At 37.6% G+C, this 21,350-nt stretch carries 28 protein-coding genes and 2 pseudogenes; 23 read left to right on the top strand and 7 right to left on the bottom strand.

Annotation, left to right across the window (positions count from 1 at the left end; translation table 11 throughout):
* Window positions 1-12: 12 nt before the first annotated feature.
* The 4 genes from M44_RS10150 to prli42 form a co-directional block, all read right to left on the bottom strand.
* On the bottom strand, window positions 13-519 hold the full coding sequence (locus M44_RS10150; protein WP_010173258.1) for a L,D-transpeptidase: 507 nt from the start codon (window positions 517-519) through the stop codon (window positions 13-15).
* Between the two features lie 27 nt (window positions 520-546).
* The gene (locus M44_RS10155; protein ID WP_010173260.1) at window positions 547-1,545 is read right to left on the bottom strand and encodes an aromatic acid exporter family protein; all 999 of its coding nucleotides are present in this window, start codon (window positions 1,543-1,545) and stop codon (window positions 547-549) included.
* Window positions 1,546-1,639: 94 nt separating this feature from the next.
* Window positions 1,640-2,077: a BrxA/BrxB family bacilliredoxin gene (locus M44_RS10160; protein ID WP_010173262.1), complete on the bottom strand. Its 438-nt coding sequence runs from the start codon at window positions 2,075-2,077 to the stop codon at window positions 1,640-1,642.
* Window positions 2,078-2,404: 327 nt separating this feature from the next.
* Window positions 2,405-2,500 (bottom strand): stressosome-associated protein Prli42, encoded by a 96-nt coding sequence (gene prli42 / locus M44_RS26960; RefSeq protein ID WP_153007688.1) that lies wholly within the window; start codon window positions 2,498-2,500, stop codon window positions 2,405-2,407.
* 175 nt (window positions 2,501-2,675) lie between these two features.
* On the opposite strand from prli42, the gene mce reads away from it, so the two are divergent.
* From mce to M44_RS10260, 22 genes and pseudogenes are all read left to right on the top strand, one after another.
* A complete protein-coding gene (gene mce / locus M44_RS10170) occupies window positions 2,676-3,083 on the top strand; it encodes a methylmalonyl-CoA epimerase (RefSeq protein WP_010173266.1) in 408 nt (135 codons plus the stop codon).
* Between the two features lie 5 nt (window positions 3,084-3,088).
* Window positions 3,089-4,635 (top strand): annotated as a pseudogene (locus tag M44_RS22230) (acyl-CoA carboxylase subunit beta).
* Between the two features lie 76 nt (window positions 4,636-4,711).
* Window positions 4,712-5,836 carry a tripeptidase T gene (locus M44_RS10180; protein WP_010173270.1) on the top strand — a complete coding sequence of 375 codons (1,125 nt, stop codon included), beginning with the start codon at window positions 4,712-4,714 and terminating at the stop codon, window positions 5,834-5,836.
* Between the two features lie 154 nt (window positions 5,837-5,990).
* Window positions 5,991-6,461 (top strand): DinB family protein, encoded by a 471-nt coding sequence (locus M44_RS22235; RefSeq protein WP_010173272.1) that lies wholly within the window; start codon window positions 5,991-5,993, stop codon window positions 6,459-6,461.
* Between the two features lie 205 nt (window positions 6,462-6,666).
* Window positions 6,667-6,765: a YjcZ family sporulation protein gene (locus tag M44_RS26215; protein ID WP_010173274.1), complete on the top strand. Its 99-nt coding sequence runs from the start codon at window positions 6,667-6,669 to the stop codon at window positions 6,763-6,765.
* A 158-nt stretch (window positions 6,766-6,923) separates the two neighbouring features.
* Complete coding sequence (locus M44_RS10195; RefSeq protein WP_010173276.1) at window positions 6,924-7,403, top strand: flavodoxin domain-containing protein; 480 nt, start codon at window positions 6,924-6,926, stop codon at window positions 7,401-7,403.
* Window positions 7,404-7,496: 93 nt separating this feature from the next.
* Window positions 7,497-7,979 (top strand): chemotaxis protein CheW, encoded by a 483-nt coding sequence (locus tag M44_RS10200; protein ID WP_010173277.1) that lies wholly within the window; start codon window positions 7,497-7,499, stop codon window positions 7,977-7,979.
* An 83-nt stretch (window positions 7,980-8,062) separates the two neighbouring features.
* Entirely contained in the window at window positions 8,063-9,265 is a 1,203-nt protein-coding gene (locus M44_RS10205) for a DNA polymerase IV (protein WP_010173279.1), read from the top strand.
* Between the two features lie 169 nt (window positions 9,266-9,434).
* Window positions 9,435-10,854: pseudogene (gene gndA, locus M44_RS22240) on the top strand (NADP-dependent phosphogluconate dehydrogenase).
* 105 nt (window positions 10,855-10,959) lie between these two features.
* Window positions 10,960-11,772, top strand: a complete 813-nt coding sequence (proC, locus tag M44_RS10215; RefSeq protein WP_040365398.1) for a pyrroline-5-carboxylate reductase — start codon at window positions 10,960-10,962, stop codon at window positions 11,770-11,772.
* Window positions 11,773-11,959: 187 nt separating this feature from the next.
* On the top strand, window positions 11,960-13,045 hold the full coding sequence (locus tag M44_RS25245) for an IucA/IucC family protein (RefSeq protein ID WP_050770959.1): 1,086 nt from the start codon (window positions 11,960-11,962) through the stop codon (window positions 13,043-13,045).
* A complete protein-coding gene (locus M44_RS25250; protein ID WP_050770960.1) occupies window positions 13,042-13,731 on the top strand; it encodes an IucA/IucC family C-terminal-domain containing protein in 690 nt (229 codons plus the stop codon). The genes M44_RS25245 and M44_RS25250 overlap by 4 nt, the downstream gene beginning before the upstream one ends.
* Entirely contained in the window at window positions 13,715-14,254 is a 540-nt protein-coding gene (locus tag M44_RS28975) for an IucA/IucC family protein (protein WP_010173287.1), read from the top strand. The genes M44_RS25250 and M44_RS28975 overlap by 17 nt, the downstream gene beginning before the upstream one ends.
* A gap of 8 nt (window positions 14,255-14,262) precedes the next feature.
* Entirely contained in the window at window positions 14,263-14,703 is a 441-nt protein-coding gene (locus M44_RS28980) for an IucA/IucC family protein (protein ID WP_010173289.1), read from the top strand.
* A gap of 1 nt (window position 14,704) precedes the next feature.
* The gene (locus M44_RS26965) at window positions 14,705-14,848 is read left to right on the top strand and encodes a hypothetical protein (RefSeq protein WP_155814945.1); all 144 of its coding nucleotides are present in this window, start codon (window positions 14,705-14,707) and stop codon (window positions 14,846-14,848) included.
* The gene (locus tag M44_RS25265; protein ID WP_272941191.1) at window positions 14,845-15,369 is read left to right on the top strand and encodes an IucA/IucC family C-terminal-domain containing protein; all 525 of its coding nucleotides are present in this window, start codon (window positions 14,845-14,847) and stop codon (window positions 15,367-15,369) included. Before M44_RS26965 ends, M44_RS25265 begins: the two co-directional genes overlap by 4 nt.
* 62 nt (window positions 15,370-15,431) lie before the next feature.
* Window positions 15,432-15,935 (top strand): hypothetical protein, encoded by a 504-nt coding sequence (locus M44_RS25270; protein WP_050770961.1) that lies wholly within the window; start codon window positions 15,432-15,434, stop codon window positions 15,933-15,935.
* A 65-nt stretch (window positions 15,936-16,000) separates the two neighbouring features.
* Entirely contained in the window at window positions 16,001-16,684 is a 684-nt protein-coding gene (locus M44_RS25275; protein WP_237705263.1) for an AMP-binding enzyme, read from the top strand.
* Window positions 16,681-16,941 (top strand): petrobactin biosynthesis protein AsbD, encoded by a 261-nt coding sequence (gene asbD, locus M44_RS10245; protein WP_010173293.1) that lies wholly within the window; start codon window positions 16,681-16,683, stop codon window positions 16,939-16,941. The genes M44_RS25275 and asbD overlap by 4 nt, the downstream gene beginning before the upstream one ends.
* On the top strand, window positions 16,938-17,918 hold the full coding sequence (locus M44_RS10250) for a DUF6005 family protein (RefSeq protein ID WP_010173295.1): 981 nt from the start codon (window positions 16,938-16,940) through the stop codon (window positions 17,916-17,918). The genes asbD and M44_RS10250 overlap by 4 nt, the downstream gene beginning before the upstream one ends.
* A complete protein-coding gene (locus M44_RS10255) occupies window positions 17,915-18,742 on the top strand; it encodes a sugar phosphate isomerase/epimerase family protein (RefSeq protein WP_010173297.1) in 828 nt (275 codons plus the stop codon). The genes M44_RS10250 and M44_RS10255 overlap by 4 nt, the downstream gene beginning before the upstream one ends.
* Before the next feature lie 147 nt (window positions 18,743-18,889).
* Window positions 18,890-19,354 carry a GNAT family N-acetyltransferase gene (locus M44_RS10260; RefSeq protein WP_010173299.1) on the top strand — a complete coding sequence of 155 codons (465 nt, stop codon included), beginning with the start codon at window positions 18,890-18,892 and terminating at the stop codon, window positions 19,352-19,354.
* Between the two features lie 192 nt (window positions 19,355-19,546).
* Here M44_RS10260 and M44_RS28200 read toward each other — a convergent pair whose 3' ends face one another.
* Together M44_RS28200 and M44_RS28985 are read right to left on the bottom strand one after the other, a co-directional pair.
* Window positions 19,547-19,756: a hypothetical protein gene (locus M44_RS28200; RefSeq protein WP_010173301.1), complete on the bottom strand. Its 210-nt coding sequence runs from the start codon at window positions 19,754-19,756 to the stop codon at window positions 19,547-19,549.
* Window positions 19,757-19,815: 59 nt separating this feature from the next.
* Entirely contained in the window at window positions 19,816-19,947 is a 132-nt protein-coding gene (locus M44_RS28985) for a hypothetical protein (protein ID WP_010173312.1), read from the bottom strand.
* Window positions 19,948-20,182: 235 nt separating this feature from the next.
* On the opposite strand from M44_RS28985, the gene M44_RS10270 reads away from it, so the two are divergent.
* Window positions 20,183-20,641, top strand: coding sequence for a BsuPI-related putative proteinase inhibitor (locus tag M44_RS10270; protein WP_010173313.1), 459 nt, complete (start codon window positions 20,183-20,185; stop codon window positions 20,639-20,641).
* A gap of 84 nt (window positions 20,642-20,725) precedes the next feature.
* On the opposite strand, the gene M44_RS10275 is transcribed toward M44_RS10270, so the two are convergent.
* On the bottom strand, window positions 20,726-21,340 hold the full coding sequence (locus M44_RS10275) for a cyclase family protein (protein ID WP_010173315.1): 615 nt from the start codon (window positions 21,338-21,340) through the stop codon (window positions 20,726-20,728).
* Window positions 21,341-21,350: the final 10 nt, after the last annotated feature.

Raw genomic sequence — 21,350 nt, forward strand, 5'->3', positions numbered from 1 at the left:
TTAAGAAAGGCATTAATCTACGGCTTGATACTCTATTGCTATTTCTTCAAATGTAGCCGTTTTATTTATGATTAACACTTTCGTTCCTAGAGGAATCCTATCAAATAATTCTTCTACGGATGGATTAGTCATTCGAACACATCCATTTGAAACGTAGTAACCTATTGATTCTGCCCGATTTGTCCCATGAATGCCGTATATCCTCCCATCTGTCTCTTCCGCATCAAAGCCTATCCATCTCGTACCTAATGGATTATTCGAATCTCCACCAGGAATATCGAGCTTACGATAATAAGGATTTTTGGCCTTCACCGTAACTGTGAACAAGCCTTCTGGAGTCAAATCATCCGTTCGTCCGGTTCCTACTTGGTAGATATGCTGAAGCTCATTTTTTTGAAAGAACGCTAATTCATTGGTTGTTTTATTGATTATGATAAAGGGATCTCCTGGAATAGGATTCTGACCAAGTGGCCAAATAGGTGACATGATAAAAAAGAGAACCATCGTTAGCTTAACCATACCGACTCTCCTTTCAAGGATTTTCGATTAGTTTGCTTCAATGGTTCTTTTTTCATACTGATCTGCTTTTTGAGAGATGCCTTTAAAATTACTTTTAATAATTAAGTATTGTTCCATTTCTTTCATAAATTGAAGGAGTGCAGCACGTGCTTCAAATTCTTCTCGGCTTTGCGGGAGCTCCATTTCCTCAAATTCTAATTTTATTTCATATAGGCGCTTTAAGTAAAAAATGGCCGTGTTCCCAGGATGAATATGTTCAGCTAGTTCATCAATAAATTCAGAAAGGATTTGTCCCTGTTCCACGGTTAGAGAAATACTGGCAACATTTGGAAGGATTCTTTCTAAAATATCTAATTGCTTTTCTCTCATCTTGAAGTATAAATAATATAGATTTTCATGACGTAAAAAATGATTCTCTACATCCTTGAACGCTATCGTTTTTGCCTTATGTATGATTTCTACTGTATCTGTAATTTCTTTGCCCGTCCAATCACTATCTTTGTTACATAAATAGTGAGATATTTCATGAAAGATGATTCTAAAATTTTCTTCAATCCTTTTCTGATAGGAAACTAACTGTGTTTCAACACTGGGCATATATAAGTTCATAATTAATGCAATCCCTATCCCAATAATAATGATACCAAGCTCATTTAAAATTATATCAGTTGAGATGGCTTGAAAAGAATACAAGTGTAGAATGATGACGGAACTAGTGACAATGCCCTCTTGAATGGAGAGCATAACGGTAACAGGAATAAAGAATAACAGCATCAATCCGATGACCCACGGCTCATATCCTACTACTTCAAAAAAGAACGCTGAAAAACCCATGGCAATGATACAGGCTAAAAATCGGCTCCAAGAAGCATTTATAGATTTTTTTCTCGTGTTTTGAACACATAAAATAGTCAGTATTCCAGCTGATGCAAAATTATCAAGAGAAAACCATTGTGCAATCATAATAGCAATGGCTGTTCCGAGTGCGGTTTTAACCGTACGATATCCTATTCTAAAGCGGGGCATAATGCTTCTCCTTATAGCTCGTTTGTTTATAGTGTTAATATATACGATTTAGGTACAAACAAACCCCCTGTATAAAAACAGGGGGTGTAAGCGCTTATACTTCTTCGCAATGTTCCTCAAATGCTTCTTGTAGATTTGCTACGACACTCATCGGTTCAAATCCTTCAATTTCGTGACGTTCCACCATCGTAATGATTTCTCCGTCTTTTAATAAAGCAAAAGAAGGGGAGGAAGGTGGATATCCTGTAAAGTAACTTCTTGCCTTAGCTGTTGCTTCTTTGTCTTGACCAGCAAATACGGTAACTAATTGGTCTGGACGTTTATCGTAATGCACGGCATGAGCTGCTGCAGGGCGAGCAATCCCTCCTGCACAACCACAAACAGAGTTAATCATCACTAGGGTTGTTCCTTTTTTTGAAAATGCTTCTTCTACTTCTTCTGGTGTCTTTAACTGCGTATATCCAGCTGCCTCGATTTCTTCGCGAGCCTGGCGAACAATATCGTTCATAAATAGATTAAAATCCATATTCATTCTTTTGTTCTCCCTTTCTTGCTAATCTACCTCCATCATAGTGGAAGGAGGTGTTTTTTTCAATGAAACGGTCGTTTTTTGCTGAAAAAAGTTTGAATTTCTGGTTTAAGCAGATAAGAGACGGGTACGATAATAATACATCTAGATCCATACCCCTAAACTCCCTAGATGCTAGGATAGCTTGGACGCCGAGCTATCCCTTTTTTCTTTCCCTTTATGATATAAGAAGATGAATAAAATATAAAGAAAAAAGCTTTAAGTTAAATAAATCAAAATAGAAGAGGGTGTTCCAAATGTTTATACTTTTGGGACACCCTCTTTAACCTATTATAAAAACATCGTCAATCCAACAAATATAGAGGATGCTAGCATGGCGAATAGCATTAGATATACAACGATTTTGCGGAATTTTGGATTATTCATTTTCTAAACACACTCCTCATAGTCATTCCTCTATATTTTAAATGGATTGTGTGAAATAGACAACCTTGATTTCTATTGAAAAATTTGAAAACGCTTTCTGAATTTGCTTCTATTTGAAGGTTTTGGTCGAATCAATATCGAATACGTATGTGATACGAATGAGGGGGAGATGTTTGTGAAGGCAGTAGATCATATCGGGATAGCAGTGAAATCAATTGAGAGCTCATTGTCTCTATACCGAGATATCTTTGGTTTAAGACTACTGAAAACGGAACGAGTCGAGTCGGAAGGTGTCATCGTAGCATTTCTAGACGCAGGCAATCTTAAATTAGAATTATTGGAGCCTTTTAGTGAAAAAAGTGCCATCTATTCTTTTATTGAGAAAAAGGGGGAAGGCATCCATCATATAGCGTTCTCTGTCCAAGGTATTGAAGATCGAATAGAAGAGTTAAAACGAAACGGTATTAGGATGATTCATGATAAACCAAAGCGCGGGGCTGCAGGAGCTGAGGTAGCATTCTTGCATCCTTCCTCAACTGGCAGGGTTTTATATGAAATCTGTGAAAAAAGTAAGGGGGAATAGCGGGGATGGATATTTACGATAAGATTAATGAATTGTACGACCGAAGACGCACTATTGAACTGGGTGGTGGAGATGAACGGATTGAAAAGCAGCATGCCAAAGGAAAGCTAACCGCGAGAGAACGAATCGACTTGATACTAGATGAAGGAAGCTTTGTTGAACTCAATCCGTTTATTGAACATCGCTGCTCTGATTTTGGACTAGAAAATCAAAAAGGTCCTGGTGACGGGGTTGTAACAGGCTACGGTAAAATAAACGGCAGACCTGTCTATCTATTCTCACAGGACTTTACAGTATTTGGTGGGGCTCTTGGAGAAATGCATGCAAAGAAAATAGCAAATGTAATGGATTTAGCTGTAAAGAACGGGGCACCTTTTATAGGGCTTAATGACTCAGGTGGTGCGAGAATTCAGGAAGGCGTTGTATCGTTAGACGGCTATGGTCATATTTTTTATCGCAATGCAATCTATTCAGGTGTTATACCGCAAATTTCAGTCATTATGGGCCCGTGTGCAGGAGGCGCTGTGTACTCCCCAGCCATCACTGATTTTGTTTTTATGGTAGATGGTACCAGTCAGATGTTCATTACTGGACCGAAAGTGATTGAAACCGTAACAGGTGAAAAGATTTCTGCTGAAGATTTAGGTGGTTCAAAAGTGCATAACACGATCAGTGGAAATGCCCATTTCCGAGCAGAGACTGAAGTAGAAATACTGCAGGAAGTAAGGAGATTAGTAGCTTATTTACCGCAAAACAGTGAAGAGAAAGTAGAGAGGTTAGACGATTTTGATGAAGTGCACGATCGACCCGATCTACCAGATATCGTTCCGTTTGATACGATTCGGCCATACGACGTTCGAAATGTAATAGATCAAGTTGTGGATACAGGTAGCTTTATGGAGGTTCAGAAAGAATTTGCCAAAAATATTGTAGTTGGATTTGCACGAATTGCAGGTGAGTCAGTTGGACTTGTATGTAACCAGCCAAAGTATTTAGCAGGAGGATTAGATATTGATTCGTCTGATAAGGCGAGTCGTTTTATTCGCTTTTGTGATAGCTTTAATATTCCACTCATTACATTTGAAGATGTAACAGGATTTTTCCCTGGGATTAAACAAGAGCACGGGGGAATCATTCGACATGGTGCGAAGATTCTCTATGCATACTCTGAAGCAACCGTTCCTAAAATAACGGTTATTTTGAGGAAAGCTTATGGCGGTGCCTATGTTGCTCTTAATTCAAAAGCCATAGGAGCGGATCTTGTTTTTGCATGGCCGAATGCAGAAATTGCTGTAATGGGACCTCAGGGTGCAGCCAATATCATTTTCTCGCGAGAAATCAACGGAAGTGAATATCCTGAAGAAGAGCGAACGAAAAAAATAAATGAATACAAAGATAAATTTGCAAATCCCTATATTGCGGCCAGCAGGGGAATGGTTGATGATGTCATCGACCCTCGAGATACAAGACTAAAGCTTGTTCAGTCATTAGAGATGCTCCGAAACAAAAAAGAGCAAAGGCCTACCAAAAACATGGAAACATCCCTCTATAAAGGGAAATGTTTGAGAGATTTCATCAATAAGAGTATACTTTACTGTTGAATACATAAGTAGGTGGAGGGTGTTGACATGATTAATCAAGATCGTGTATTAAACGAATTTTTAGAATTAGTTCAAATTGATTCTGAAACTTTAAATGAAACTGAGATTGCGAAAGTATTAACAAAGAAATTTACAGACCTAGGTGTTCATGTTTTTGAAGATAATACGACAAGTATAACAGGTCATGGAGCTGGAAATTTAGTTTGTACATTAGAAGGAACAAAAGATGGTGTGGAGACGATCTATTTTACCTCACACATGGATACCGTAGTTCCGGCAGTGGGTGTAAAGCCTGAAGTACGTGAGGATGGCTATGTTTATTCTGATGGAACAACTATTTTAGGTGCAGATGATAAAGCTGGATTAGCGGCTATGATCGAGCTAATTCACGTGTTAAAAGAACAAGATATTCCCCATGGAAAAATTGAATTTATTATAACGGTTGGAGAAGAGTCTGGATTAGTTGGAGCAAAGGCTCTAGACAGAGAGCTTGTCACAGCTAAATTTGGTTTTGCTTTAGATAGCGACGGTAAGGTAGGGAACATTATCGTAGCAGCTCCAACCCAAGCGAAAGTGAAAGCGATTATTCACGGGAAAACGGCTCACGCAGGTGTCGCACCAGAAAAAGGAGTTTCGGCTATCACAATCGCTGCAAAAGCAGTTAGTCGTATGCCATTAGGTCGTATTGACGAAGAGACAACAGCAAATATTGGCCGCTTTGAAGGTGGAAAAGCAACAAATATAGTTTGTGACCGAGTGGATATTCTAGCTGAAGCACGCTCATTAGTACCAGAAAAGATGGAAGCTCAAGTAGAGAAAATGCAAGAAGCTTTCCATTCTGCAGCAAAGGAGCTAGGTGGTAGTGCGGATGTAGAGGTAGAAGTGATGTACCCAGGTTTCAAATTTGCTGACGGAGACGAAGTAGTAGAAGTAGCAAAACGAGCTGCAGTTGCAATCGGTCGTGAAAGTTCCCTACAAACTTCTGGTGGCGGAAGCGATGCTAACGTTATCGCAGGTTTTGGTATTCCTACTGTTAACCTGGCTGTTGGTTATGAAGAAATCCATACAACGAACGAAAGAATGCCGGTAGAAGAACTTGTGAAGCTATCCGAAATGATTGTAGAGATTGTTAAGGATGTTGCCTCTAATTAAATACACCAAGAAAATGCTCGAGGTAGGAACTTCGAGCATTTTTTTATTTTGGCTCTACTAAAGCACATTTACCATTTTGCATAAATCAACTGCTAGAATGAGCATCTATTAAATTATTTAATTAAAACCAAATTTACAAATAGGGGGAATCACGATGTCTGTAGTAGTACTAACGGATATTAGAAATGAAGTGTTAGCCAAAGTAAAAGGCTTGTCGCCTTCTATGTTACGGTATAAAAAATCAGAAAAAGAATGGTCTATTATAGAAATACTTGAACACTTATTCCTTATGGAACAATCAGTGTTGAAAGGAATCACCCATGCTTTAAAAGACGATAATAGCCCATCTTCTAAGGAGGTACCTATTCACTTAACCCCTTTACGCGAAAGGAAAGTAAAAGCTCCTAGCTTTGTTGAGCCAAAAGGGCAGATAGAATCACTGGATGAATTGGTTCAATTGTTGAACGGTTCAAGAGAAAAATTATTCTCTCTGGTAGACGACGTTCCTCTAGAAACGTTACAACAAAAATCATTTCCACATATGGTCTTTGGACAGGTTCCATTGCACCAATGGATTCTTTTTTATTGGATATCACGAAAAGAGGCATTTAGAACAGATGGATGAACTACTTCAATACATGAGAGAGAAAAATATTTCTTAGTAATGCAGGTAGTGCCAATAAGATATTTTATTTAACCTACTAATCCCTTTCCAATATGTTTTTCACTTTTGGGTGTTCTGACAAGGGACATCAGCCTTAACACAATTCGTTTCATTACATAGGATACTAAAGTAAGGAAGTGGACTCCTGTTTAAGGAGGTGAGGAACATGTCAGGTAAAGGATACGGTGCAGGTTTCGCGTTAATCGTTGTTTTATTTATCCTTTTAATCATCGTAGGTGCTGCTTACGTTGGTGGAGGTTATTAATTCAATATCATGATGAAGGAAAAAGGTGCAGGAGATTTGCACCTTTTTTCTTCAAGTATAAATGTGATGTATTTCACAAAATATTCATATAGACGTTGATCAATTGCTGTTACTACATAGTAATATAAAAGGAAAGAAGGATGAAATGGGGGAGTAGGTTGAATCACTTAATTGTGTATGCCAGTAAGCATGGTACAGTAAAAAAGGCAGCAGACATTTTGCGGTTTCAATTAAAGGGTAGCTGTGAACTTCATAATATTCTAGAAGAAGAATCTGTTTATTTATCAGATGTTGATACGGTCATAATTGGTGCTTCCGTATACTTTGGTTCTATTCACAAAAAACTTAAGCAATTCTTAGAAAATTATGAAGAGGTTTTATTACAAAAAAGAGTAGCTATATTTATTTGTGCAGGGGAAGAAAACCCGGAGTCCTTACAAAAGGAAATAGAGGATAATTTTCCGCTATCCTTTAGAAATCATGCACATCCTATTGAAGTAATAGGGTATGAAATCCATTTTAATCAGCTAAATTTTATTGAGAAATTTATCATTAAAAATGTTAAAAACATACAAGAAGATAAAGAGAAGTTATGTGAGTTTGCGATCTTTCAGTTTGCTAGAGCTTTAAATATGTAAAGATATAATTTGATGATTCTTCATAAAATTTTATTATGTGAAACTACCAACCTATGATAAAGTAGAGTATATACAGTTTTTAGGGGGATCAAGATGAACACAATTGATCAAGTGGTAGTCTTCCAAGCTGGACAAGAAGAGTACGCAATCAGCGTTAAAGAAGTAATTTCGATTGAAAAAATTCAAAATGTAACGCCTATTCCACACTTACCAACCTACGTTAGAGGAATAACTAAAGTACGAGATGAACTAATACCAGTCATTGATTTTGACACCATCTTGTATTCTTCACAGGCAGAGAATTTACAGGATTATAAGATGATTGTATTGCAAACCGGATTATTACCTATAGGCATTATCGTACAGGATGCAAAAGAAATCTTAAATGTGCCAGAGGGTGCTTTAAAGCAAGTAGGCTTACTAGCTTATTCTAAGACAAAATATTTCACTTCGGTCATTAATTTAGATGACCGATTAGTCACAGTGGTAGATCCTAGCATACTAGTTGAAAGCCTTGAGGGTGTTCATGAAATACTTGAGTTTATTAATAAAGAAAAACAAGAAGAAGTGTCTTAATTGACGCTTCTTTTTTATGGATTAAGAAGCCCATCAATAGTGTTTCACTTTAACTTTCGGTATACTTAAAGTAGGTGAAGTCGATGAACGAATATTATCCAAAAGCAGGACGAGTCATTCTTCATGTTGATATGAATAGCTTTTACGCTTCAGTTGAAATGGCCTATAATCCTGAATTAAAAGGAAAACCAATCGCTGTGGCTGGAAATCCAGATGAACGAAAAGGGATAATTATTACTTGCAGCTATGAAGCAAGGAAATATGGGATTAAAACAACTATGCCCCTATGGGAGGCAAAGAAACTATGCCCACACTTAATGGTAATGGGTCCAAATTTTGACAGATATCGAGATGCTTCCAAAGGCATGTTTGATATATTGCGCAGTTTCACGCATTTAGTAGAACCTGTATCAATTGATGAGGGGTATATGGATATTACAGACTGTTTTGAACTCGGTACGCCCATTTTTATTGCAGAAACCATTCAAAATAGAATCCTTCAACAGTTGGATTTGCCTTGTAGTATTGGGATTGCGCCCAATAAGTTTTTGGCGAAGACAGCATCTGATATGAAGAAACCACTAGGTATCACCATATTAAGAAAAAGAGAGGTTTCGTCCATTTTATGGCCTAAAGACGTTCTGTCAATGCACGGAGTAGGATCAAAAACGGCCGAAAAATTGAACAATATCCACATCTATACAATTGGAGACTTAGCCAATGCAAATGAATTTTCTTTAAAAACATTACTTGGAATCAATGGCCCACGCTTAAAAGAGCGTGCGAATGGTATAGATGAGAGACCTGTAGATCCTGACTCGATATATGTTTACAAGACCATTGGGAATTCGAGAACGCTTCCTAGAGATGTTACCAATCAGCGTCAGCTATTAGAAGTGTTAGAAGGACTTTCAGATAAGGTAGCAACAAGGTTAAAGAACAAAAGGGTAATGGCAAACCAGCTTTCCATAACCATCCGATATAATAATTGGAAAACGATTACTAGAAGTAAAAAACAAACAAGAGTCCTTTATAAAAAAGAAGAAATCTACCAATCAGCAAAGGAATTATTTCTAGCCCATTGGACTGGTAACCCTGTCCGTTTATTAGGCATCACGACCAGTGATCTTGTGGATAAGACAGAAGCGATTGCTCAATTAGACTTATTTTCCTATGAAAATGAAGCGAAAAAAGAGCCTTTATATCAAGCTGTGGAAGCTCTTCAAAAGAAATTCGGAAAAGCTATGATCCAAAAAAGGTATAGCAGTTCAACCAGCAGCATATGAACAAAAAAGAAGATACGAGCTTTAATAAAGATTTTCTGAGAGAAAACCAAGATAACGGGAAAGATACTGAATAAAGACGTAGCGGTGTATTTTGTTTGCATATGACGATTAAACTTGATAAGTTTATAGAGGTTTAGTAGGAATTGATAAAAGAAGGGACGTTATGAAATTGTCAAAACAACAAATCGGTGTTATTGGTCTTGCTGTAATGGGTAAGAACCTTGCATGGAATATTGAATCTAGAGGATATTCAGTTTCTGTTTTTAACCGTTCAAGTGATAAAACGGAACAAATGGTAGCTGAATCAACAGGTAAAAATATCTTCCCTACATATACAATTGAAGAATTTGTATCTTCTTTAGAAAAACCAACGAAAAATTTTACTTATGGTAAAAGCAGGGAAAGCAACAGATGCTACTATTGATTCTTTAAAACCATACTTAGAAGAAGGCGATATTTTAATTGACGGAGGTAATACGTTCTTCCAAGATACAATTCGTCGTAACAAAGAGCTAAGTGAATTGGGTCTTCACTTTATTGGAACTGGGGTTTCCGGTGGAGAAGAAGGAGCTCTGACTGGACCATCTATCATGCCAGGTGGTCAAAAAGAGGCGTATGAATTAGTGGCTCCTATTCTTAAAGACATTGCTGCGAAAGTTGATGGAGAAGCATGTACGACATATATCGGTCCAGATGGTGCTGGCCATTATGTTAAAATGGTTCACAACGGAATTGAATATGGAGACATGCAATTAATTGCAGAATCCTATTTCTTACTAAAAAATGTTCTAGGTCTTTCAGCTGACGAACTTCATGAAGTATTCGCTGAATGGAATAAAGGAGAGTTAGATTCCTACCTAATTGAAATTACAGCAGATATCTTTACGAAAAAAGATGATGAAACTGGGAAACCAATGGTGGATGTCATTCTTGATAAAGCTGGTCAAAAAGGGACTGGAAAATGGACCTCTCAAAGTGCTCTTGACCTAGGTGTATCTCTTCCTGTTATTACTGAATCTGTGTTTGCACGTTTCATTTCTGCTATTAAAGATGAGCGCGTGGCAGCTAGTAAAGTTTTAGCAGGTCCTAATGCGGAAAGTTATACAGGAGACCGCAAAGCATTAATTGAAGCCATTCGTAAAGCGCTATACATGAGTAAAATTGTATCTTATGCTCAAGGATTTGCACAAATGAGAGCTGCTTCAGAAGAGTATAATTGGGATCTTCAATACGGAGACATTGCCATGATCTTCCGTGGTGGCTGCATTATCCGTGCTCAATTCTTACAAAAAATTAAAGAAGCCTATGACCGAGATCCTGCTCTTAGAAATTTATTATTAGATTCTTACTTCAAAGAAATTGTTGAAGGCTATCAAGGGGCATTACGTGAAGTCATTTCGGTAGCGGTACAACAAGGTATTCCGGTACCAGGATTTTCAAGTGCTTTAGCGTATTATGATAGCTATCGTACGGCTACGTTACCAGCAAACTTAATTCAAGCTCAACGAGACTACTTTGGTGCTCATACATATGAGCGAGTAGACAAAGAAGGAATTTTCCATACGGAGTGGATTGAATTAGAAAGATAATGAACAGCCCCTGAAGCCAAACTTCAGGGGCTTACTTATAAGAAGGCTTTGTTAAAGTGCTCAGTTTAACAGATCCTATAAAATAAGTAGGAGTGAGCGAAAGTGATGAGTACGAAAAGAATTGGCTTTATTGGATGCGGAAAAATGTCTCAAGCTATGATAGGTGGGATGATTCAAGCGGGAATAGACCCGTTACTCATTATCGGAAGTGCAAAGACGGAGGCTACTATTCAATCCGTTAGGAAAACGTTTAACATCCATATGACTAACTCAAATAGAGAGGTAGCTGAAAAGGCGGATATTATATTATTAGGGATTAAGCCTAATCATTACTTTGATATTATAGATGAAATAAAAGATAAAATACAAGACCATACCATTCTAATCACGATTGCAGCTGGAATAACAATAGAGAGAATGGAAGAAGCTGTAGGTAAGCCTGTGAAAATAGTTCGAACAATGCCAAATACACCTTCTCTTGTAGGGGAAGGAATGACAGCCGTTACGTTTAATCCATTCGTAACCACAGATGAAGCGGCAGAAATACAAAGTCTGTTAGAGTCGTTTGGTAAAGTAGAAATCATTCATGAGTCTATGATGGATGTGATTCCTTCTATCAGTGGATCGTCTCCTGCTTATGTGTATATGATGATAGAAGCAATGGCAGATGGTGGTGTAGCGAAAGGCTTATCAAGAGATCAAGCGTATCGTTTAGCTGCTCAAGCGATTCTAGGCGCGGCTAAAATGGTTCTTCATACTGGTGAACATCCAGGTGTATTAAAAGATGCTGTGTGCTCACCAGGCGGTGCAACGATCGAAGCGGTTAGTACACTGGAAAAAAAGAAATTTAGAGGGGCAATTTTAGAAGCAATGGAAGCTTGTACGGGCAAAGTACAAGAATTAGGGAGGAAACAGTAAATTTTAGGAGGAATAGGATAGAAATAAAAGTGACATTTTTCCTATTGATATTGATAATGATAATCTTTATCATTTAAATCATGATAGCATTACTAGTATTTAGTCTTTCTTATTGGAAAGACTACTTTTTTTGTTAACTTATTGAGAAAGATTATCATTATCTTTTGGTAATAGAGGGGAATAGACAATGACAAGTAAGTCGAAAAATATAGCCTTACAAGCGACATTTCAAACGTTCGTTAGTTGTTATGTTCGAGAAATTCCTTCCAATCAGGAATGGAAAAAAGAAAACATAGATGGTGTAGAAATGGATTGTTTACATCTGTATCTTACACACAATCAAACTCACTATTGTATAGAATTACGGTATCAATCTATTGTAGGACCCCATCAATATGGCCGGACATTTAGTAAAAAGGATACTGAAAGCCTAGTAGAAATTGATCAACAAACCGTGCTTATCGCTATTATGCAGGAACTCCATTTTATTTCAAATGACCAAAGTATAACAGAACTAATAGGTAGAGTATTTGAAAGTATGAGCAATATGACAAAAATGATTGAGAAAAAGCTAGCAAGCTCGGCAAACCAAGATCTATTAACGTATCTATCACAAGAAAAATCTCTTCATTATGGCCATTGGTTACATCCGACACCTAAGAGTAGGCAAGGGATGTCAGATTGGTTGCTACATCAGTATTCACCTGAACTTCACGGGGCATTCCAGCTTCATTATTTTTCCGTAAAACGTACTATGATAGAGGAATATTCTACTCTTAGTAAGTCCGCCGGACAATTCATAATAGAAGAGCTGAAAAACAGTAGAAAAGATGTTCCCTCTGTAGATCTAGAAAAGTACTTAATTGTACCTATGCATCCTCTACAAGCTCAGAACCTTTTACACCAAGCATATGTTCAGAAGGCGATTGAACGTAACGATATTTTAGATTTAGGAAGATTAGGAGATGAGTATCATGCAACCTCTTCCATTCGAACGGTATATAGCCCTTCTAGACACTGGATGTATAAGTTCTCATTACCTGTTAAGATTACCAATTCCCTTCGAGTGAATAAGCTTCATGAGCTTCGCGCTGGGGTAATGGTATCTGATTTAATTCATTCATTACCTTTACATAGTACCTACTCTTCATTTGAAATTATTCACGATCCAGCTTATATTCGAGTGAAATTCAATGAGGTAGAAAACGAATCAGGGTGGGAGGTGATATTGCGAGAAAATATTTTTAGGGGGGAAGAAGGGGAGGGGGGGTGACTCTCCTTGCAGGCTTAGTTCAAGACCCCCTTCCGGGAAATGACTCTGTCTTACATACTATTTTGAAATCGTTAGCTACTAAAGAAGACAGTTCCTTGGAGTATGTAGCCATTAAATGGTTAGAACACTACTGGAAGATTGCTATTGAACCGTTAATCCATCTTTATGATGAATACGGAATCGCCCTAGAAGCTCATCAGCAAAATAGCTTATTGAATGTTTCAGAAGGGTATCCATCTCGTTACTATTATCGTGATAATCAAGGATATTACTTGTCCTCGTCTAGGAAGAATGCTCTGCAAGGCTATGTAGAAGGATTACAGAGGATGGAGGAATTATTCTATGATGATGACTTGATTCAAAATCGCTTTACATACTATATCCTTTTCAACCATATTTTCTCCATCATTTATCGATTAGGTAAGGATGGCATTCTTGAAGAAGAATGGATGCTAGCTTGGTTAAAAGAAAAACTAGTTATGCTTGAAACGGAGCTGAATGACCTGGGGAAAAAGTTCGTCCAAAAAATTCTTAACGAAAAGACCCTTCCTCAAAAAGCCAATCTTTTAACTAGAGTGTATGGCATTGATGAACTCTCTGCTGAATTAGAGCAAGCGGTATATGTGAACATTCACAACCCAATTGCTCTTGGGACAAGGGGGGAACCTCATGTCATTACGATGTAAACAATATGAAACCTCATTTGGCCGTGTTCATAGACAATTTGTAGAAGCCATTATTTTTGAACAGCTATTAGCAATAGAAGAAGAGACATCTGTTTTTTTGATATACGGAAAAAGTAAAGTATATCGTTACGAAGGGAAGCGGACGGCTTTTGATCGAGTCCGACTCTATTCATCCGTTTTCTGTGATCAAACCGATGGGTTTCATCTCCAGCACATCTCAGAATTAATGGACGAATTAGTTGTCAACTCGGAAGAAGCTACTAGATTAGTAGAAGATTTGGTTCAAACAGTCGCTTTATTGGAATGGAATGAGATCCATTCTCCACTTCCTTTTTCGAGAAGAGCTTCTTCCTATGAAGAGTTAGAATCTGAGATTCAAGAAGGACATACTTATCATCCCTTTTTTAAAACACGAAGAGGGTTTAGTCTAGAGGATCATCAAAGGTATGGTCCTGAATCAAAACTTTCATTCTCGTTACTATGGGCTGCAGTCAAGAAGGAATACCTTCCGCTTCTAGAATAGATGACTTCATGGATTTTTGGGTAGAGCACATAGGGTATAAGCGTGTGCAATCGTTTATGAAAACGCTCACTAATTTTGGTCTCTCTTCCCATGAATATACCTTACTTCCCATCCATCCCTATCAATGGAAATCTCTTCAGTCGACTCTTACACAACAATTTAATTTAGGAGACTTTATCATTTTAGGGTATGGCAATGAATGCATGAGAGCATCACAATCTATTAGAAGCACATGGAGTGAAAAGAATAAGAAGAGCTCATGGGTGAAGTTCTCACTCAATATGTCTCAAACATCTTCTTTAAGAACCATGAAACCAGAAGGTGTACTAGCAGCTCCTGCTCTATCAAAATGGTTATCTCAATGTATCCTTGGGGACCATTATCTTCATCAAGAAGCGAATATGCAAATTTTAAAAAGAATATGCTGGCCTCTCTTTACTTGGCCATGAAATGAAAAGTAATGTAGCAGAGCAATTCTCCGTATTGTTTCGTGAATCCTTCCACTCCTCTCTATCTGGTAGGGAAAGAGCCGTTCCGTTTACGGCATTGATGCAGCTGGAACAGGACGGAAACCATTTATCGACGAATGGATAGAAAGATACGGTGTAGAGCAATGGGTACACCGCTTCCTTGATCAATGTATTATTCCTATTGTCCATTTACTGGTGGTTCACGGAATAGCTCTTGAAGCTCATGCTCAAAACATGATTTTAGTTCATGAGGAAGGATGGCCAAAACGGGTGATCGTTAGAGATTTCCATGAGAGTGTGGAATACGTTGAGGAATTTGTAAAACATCCAAACAGTATTCCTAACTTTGCTTCTCTACATCCTAAATTTGAAGAGGCAGAAGTAAACGAATGGTACTGGATGTCTTCATTAAAAGCATTAAAAGAGTTACTGTTAGATACTGTGTTTGTTTATCATCTTTCAGAACTATCCTATTTACTGGAGGAACTCTATGGCTTTAAAGAACGAACATTCTATTCTTTGCATCGTGATAAAATCATTCAACATTTTAAGCAACAAACAGACTGGGTCAATCGGCTTGAGAGGTTGGATTTGTTCTCAGAAGACATTGATGCCGAATCCTTGCTGAAGGAAAAAACTTTGTAACAAAGAAAGTACCCATAAGATTAAAAATAGTCTAAGTAAAGAATGGACAAAGGAGGTAAGGGATGTTTTATATCAATGACCGCTATGTAACGAAAGAAAATATTGATCAAGCGTTTACTCTATGGAAAAAAGATAGTGTGTTAAGAAATGTTGCACAGCTAAAAATAGCTGTTTGTTTAGAAAGTGTTGAAGAGTGGCTTAGCTTTTGTCTTTATGTACGTTCCAATGACGGGATGGTTCTTCCGTTACACTCAAGCCTTCCAAGGGGTGGAGCAATAGAATTAGCTAAACGGGCAGGAGTAGATTACTTGTATTATGGGAGCTTACAAGTCGCCCCCTTAGTGATGGGTGAAATAGAAAATAAATCTAGGGAAACTGAAGGTGGATTGCTTCAATTTAGCTCAGGTACAACGGGAGTTCCAAAGCAGATTAAAAGGACTTGGTCATCAATAAAAAATGAGGTAAAAGCGTATAACAAGCTTATTGAAGCGGATGTTAAGCAATCAAGAAAGACCATCATTGCGTGTCCAGTCACGCACTCCTATGGGTTAATTAGTGGTTTTTAAGTGCAGTTTCACGTAAGGAGGAGCCGATCATCCTTCAACACTCAAACCCTAAAACGATGTTACAAGTGCTAAAGAAGTATCCCAATCATTTGCTGTATGCTTCACCACCATTACTCTATACCCTTACTAGATTCTTATCAGATGGAGAGAACTTAGATCACGTAATGACCTCTGGAACGATATTAGACGAGAGAAGCTATACGACCATTCTGTCAAAAAGTAAGCGGGTGCTCCAGCAATATGGGTGTTCAGAAGTAGGATGTATTTCCATTAATACTAACGTGAAGGATAGAAGGAATGTGGGTATGCCACTTTCACACGTAAATGTAGAAAGCGGCACAATTGAAACGCCGGCATCCATTATAGTCAGGCTGGAAAACGGTGAAACTGAAACAAAAGATATAGGATACATTCAAGAAGGAAACTTATTTTTTATATCAAGAGAAGATGACATGATTAATGTGGCAGGCTTGAATGTATACCCATATGACGTTGAAGAAGTTATGCTAAAGCATCCTTTCATTCAAGATGCGGTAGTGTTTAAGAAGCCACACCCAATTGCTGGTGAACGGGTACATGGTGCTTTTGTAACAACTGGTGAGAGTATTACACCTCAAGAGTTACGAGAATGGATGAGCCAATATTTAGCTTCACATCAGATGCCAGTTGAGATGAAGCAAATAAATCAAATTGAGCGAGAGGCAAACGGTAAAGTGAATAGAAGGAAGATTAGGGAGATGATTGGATGAGCCGAAAGCAATTACTTTCTTTACTGTATGACATTATGAACACTCAAATGGAATTATCAGCAATCGAATCCTTCTCAGAGGAAGCACGTTTAAATGAAGACCTGTATTTGGATTCCATTATGCTATTAGAGCTATTATTGCACTTAGAGATGGAAGGCGGATTTCAGATTCCAGATGAAGATATAAAACCAAAAAACTTTCAAACAGTAGGGAGTCTAGTAGATTTTCTATTGGCGAAACAGGAGGTTACAGGATGATAAAGGTTCATTGTTTTGTAAGCTGCGTGTGTGAAGTCATAAAAAAGGCAGAAGGGGTAGATCATAGACCTTATTACTTTGGTGTATGGGATAGTGACTTCTTCATAGAAAATCATGTATTACACTATCATTCTCCTAATACAAATCATGAATTTTTTAAAGATTGGTATAAAACCTTATACGGAATTGAATTGGTCAAATGGTATGATCCAACGAAATCGGTTCAAGAAAATCAACTTCACTTATGTGATTTAGTTGAACATAAAAAAGAATATGAACAAATCATGGTGATGATTGATTTATCTTACTTACCTGAAAGAGAAAATAAATTCCATACTAAACCGTTCCCTCATTATGTGATGGTCGAGAAAATGGACGATGAAGAGAGCTGGTTTATGTGGGATCCAGATTTCCGCTGGGAGGGCAAGGTTTCGAAAGAACGAATTCTTGAAAGTATGGAAGAACCCACAGTTGGAGGAGGGTATATATTTTCAACTGAACAATTAGTCCCTCCCACCGAACTTACGGTAGAAGCCTATTTTGCTACTTGCATGAAGTTAGACACTTATCCTATGACCGAGGCTGTACAGAAAATCATACACAATTATGTGGATTCGGAGTCAGAAACGTCACGTCCTAGTCTAAAAGATTCACTGCGTCATTTACCAGTATTAGCAATACGTAAATATGCATATGAGCATGCCTACGCCTATTTCTGGGTAAGATTAGGATTCGACGAAGATTGGTTTGAGACTTGGTGTGACAAGATTGAGCTACTTGTTAAGGGGTATACTCTAATCCAATTTAAAGCAATGAAGTATGACCGAATGCCATCAGAGTCCTTATTAACAGAAATTGATCAAATCATTCACAATCAATTTCATTTAGAATCACAAATTAAACATGGTTTAATGAATTGTTTTCATCAGTGGAAAGAAAGCCAACAATCAGTGCAAGAGGAGGTCATGGTAAAGTGAATGTTTCCCTTTGTACCATCTCATTTAGGCATCAGTTAATTTCCATTGAAGATTTAGTGTCATTTGCTATAGAGAATCATCTTAATGGAATCGAATTGTGGGGTGCCCATGCAAAAAACTTATATCACGATGGTAAGGGGATTCCAATTGCCCTTTTACACCAGCACAATCTTTCCATCACCATGTTAAGTGATTATTTATCCCTTGAAGCTTCATATGAGCACCTTTTAAAAGAAGCTAAAAAGTTAGTGACGATTGCTCATGCGTGTGAGACGGTTAAAATTAGAACGTTTGCTGGAAATAAAAGTAGCCAGATGACTACAAGTGAAGAACGCAATGAAATCGTTCAAAAGCTAAAAGGCCTTTGTGAGTTAATGGATGAGAATGGCTTTTTCTTATTAATTGAAATTCATCCCAATACGTTAGCAGATTCGATTCCTTCTACCATAAAGCTTATAGAGGAAGTAAATCACCCAGCATTAAAAATTAATTTTGATGTTCTTCATGTATGGGAATCTGGAGCAGAACCTATGGCTTCATTCTATAAGCTAAAGCCTTTTATTGGACATATTCATTTAAAAAATATTTCATCTCCTGAACATGTCTCAGTCTTTGACCCTTCAAATGTGTATGCGTCAAGCGGCAGCAGAGAAGGTATGGTACCCTTATTTGATGGTGTAATTGATTATGATGCGTTCATAGAAATGGTCAACAGTGTAGGGGAGATAGAGTGTTCTATAGAATGGTTTGGAGAAAACCCAAAAAGTGTAATAGCAAGGGATAGTAGAACGATACGGGATATCGTGAGTCGAGTTACTGTATAAAAAGGAAAATGAATAATAGATACAAATAACGTAGAAAACTTATTTTCATTCGTGGAGGTTCTCTTTTTTTATTGTAGAGGATATTTTGGTTTTATATAGTATTGGTAGTGTAAGGGAGAAGCATCAATCAACTTTAGGGGGATTCATATGGAAATCAAAAAAGATCTTTTACATGACATACGTGTGATAGAGTTGATTAAAGTACATCTTCAAGGCATGGCAGATCACTCTCCACCAGAAAGTATTCATGCATTAAATACAGAAGAGCTAAAACAACCGGATATAACCTTTTGGACAGCTTGGGATGGAGATGAATTACTTGGGTGTGGAGCGTTAAAGGAGATCAATGAAAAGCACGGAGAAATTAAAGCCATGCGTACAGTATCAAAGCATGTACGTAAAGGCGTAGCCAAAAATATAGTAGCACATATATTACATGTTTCAAATAAAAGAGGATATGAGAGAATCAGTCTAGAGACGGGTTCCACGGATGCCTTTCATGCTGCAAGAGAATTGTATAAACATTATGGGTTTCAAATGTGTGGTCCATTTTCTGACTACAAGGAAGACCCTAATAGTGTGTTTATGACGAGGGAGCTAGAACGACAGTAGAATTTTATCCTTCAGAATAGTCAGTACAAAGAGAGGTGAGCACCATCCAGATACATCCTGGACGGTGTTTCTGCTTTAAAAAGAGGCTGTGTCTTAGCTTCTTAAAGATACATGTTGTAAAGAGAATATCGTCTTAAGCATTCGAATCTGCCCCCTGTGGTTTATTTCATCTTCCATCACGTGATACCATAGTCAATAATTATTATGAGTGACACCATTGTCCCAAGCGTTTTCTTCGTATAACCAATCTTCATTCTTCTTTCTGAGTCCAATAATCGACTTTTCTCTTATAGAACGTAAGAGGTCGGTATAATATTCAAGAGGTTGACTATGAATTTGATTTCTCGCTTTTTCTCCGAGGAATAATACGAACTCCCATTGACGTAATTCATCTGAAACCAAGTCTCTTTCCTCAAGGGTGATGATTTGATGTACATATTCTATTAATGCAATAGGAAGAATTAATGCACTAATTCTTTCCTAGTTAAACTGCTAATATCCTTTAGTAATACATCTCGAAAATAGTATAACATTGCAACAAGCTCGCAAATCTTCCCCGTATAATGCTCACTTTCCTTGATTAAATAAATCATATTTCACACTCCTTTGCTCTTGTCCTATCAAGATTACCAGGAAGATAACGAGAAACAAGACTAAAAGAGAATAGGGAGATATGGTATAATTTAGATGAACAGTCATATTTATGCAAGTTGAGGATGGTTCCTATTCATATATTAAGGTCCAATTTTATAATGCTTTGTAACGTTTTTTACTAAATTACGTCTATTTATATGAATAAATAAATGGAACAATAGGGGGAAAGTGAAGATGCTTAAAAAGTTTATGTATATGGTATCACTCTGTTTGATTGTGTTAAGTGGTTGTGGGACGACTGAAGATCCTACAATCGAGGAGGAAAATGGAAATGGTCATTCTGGAATTGTTGCAGGGGAGGTAGAGTCTATGTTAGAAGAAACAGGAGATTTAACATACGTATATACTGTAAAGAATCAAACAGAAGATGAAATACCTCTCTCATTTACAAGTTCCCAGCGGTATGATTTTGAACTTACAAATGAAACTGGGGAGGTTGTGTACTTACATTCAAGTGTAACTTCCTATCTGCAGCAGTTGGGTGAAGAGACGATTGCTCAAGGTGAAATGCTTGAATACCCTATTGATATAACACAAGTAGGTTTAGAATCAGGGGATTATACATTAAAAGCGTGGATGACTCCAACAGATGGTCCTATGTATGATTCGACTATAGATATATCTGTAGAATAGCCTACAAGCTGAGCCTTTGTGTTATAAAAAGCACACGAACTTCTATGCAACAACTAGAAGTTCGTGTGCTTTTATTTTACCTTGTTAATTTTGTTCCATTAAGATAATTCTCGCCGGCGCAGCGTCGACGCCACGAAGCTTTAATGGAGCGGCCATCATGAAATAGTCGCCTTCAGGAACATCCTTTAAGCGCAGGCCTTCAATAATAATAACATCATTACTCATTAATGCTTTATGAGTAGGATGACCTTCCTGAGCACGTTCAATTCCAAGTGCATCGATTCCGACACCAGCAATGCCTTTCTCGACTAAAAAGGTAGCTGCGTCCTCTGCCACGTAGATGAATTCAAAGTTAAAATGATCATCAAAAGAGTTTTTAGTCTTCAGCAAAATAAAATCATTTTTTTCGATGTTAAACGATGTAAGGTCTTGTTTAGATACTTTTCCTTCAGTCTTTGTGACATCAAACACTTTGACTGGTCGAACGAGTTGCTCTAGCTCAATGGTCTCAATCGTCTGCCCATCGTTCATCATATGAAGAGGGGCATCAACATGGGTGCCAGTATGTAAATCCATAGAGATTCTGGATTCAGTTACATGAGCATTTGTCACCGTCTGTATACTAGGTTGCTTCTCTTCTTTGTTTTTATAGACAGGCATTCCTTGAAAAATGGGAGCAGTTACATCATATAATTTCATCATCATTTCC

Source organism: Bacillus coahuilensis m4-4, assembly GCF_000171615.1.
In the GTDB taxonomy this organism is placed as follows: Bacteria; Bacillota; Bacilli; order Bacillales; family Bacillaceae_K; genus Bacillus_T; species Bacillus_T coahuilensis.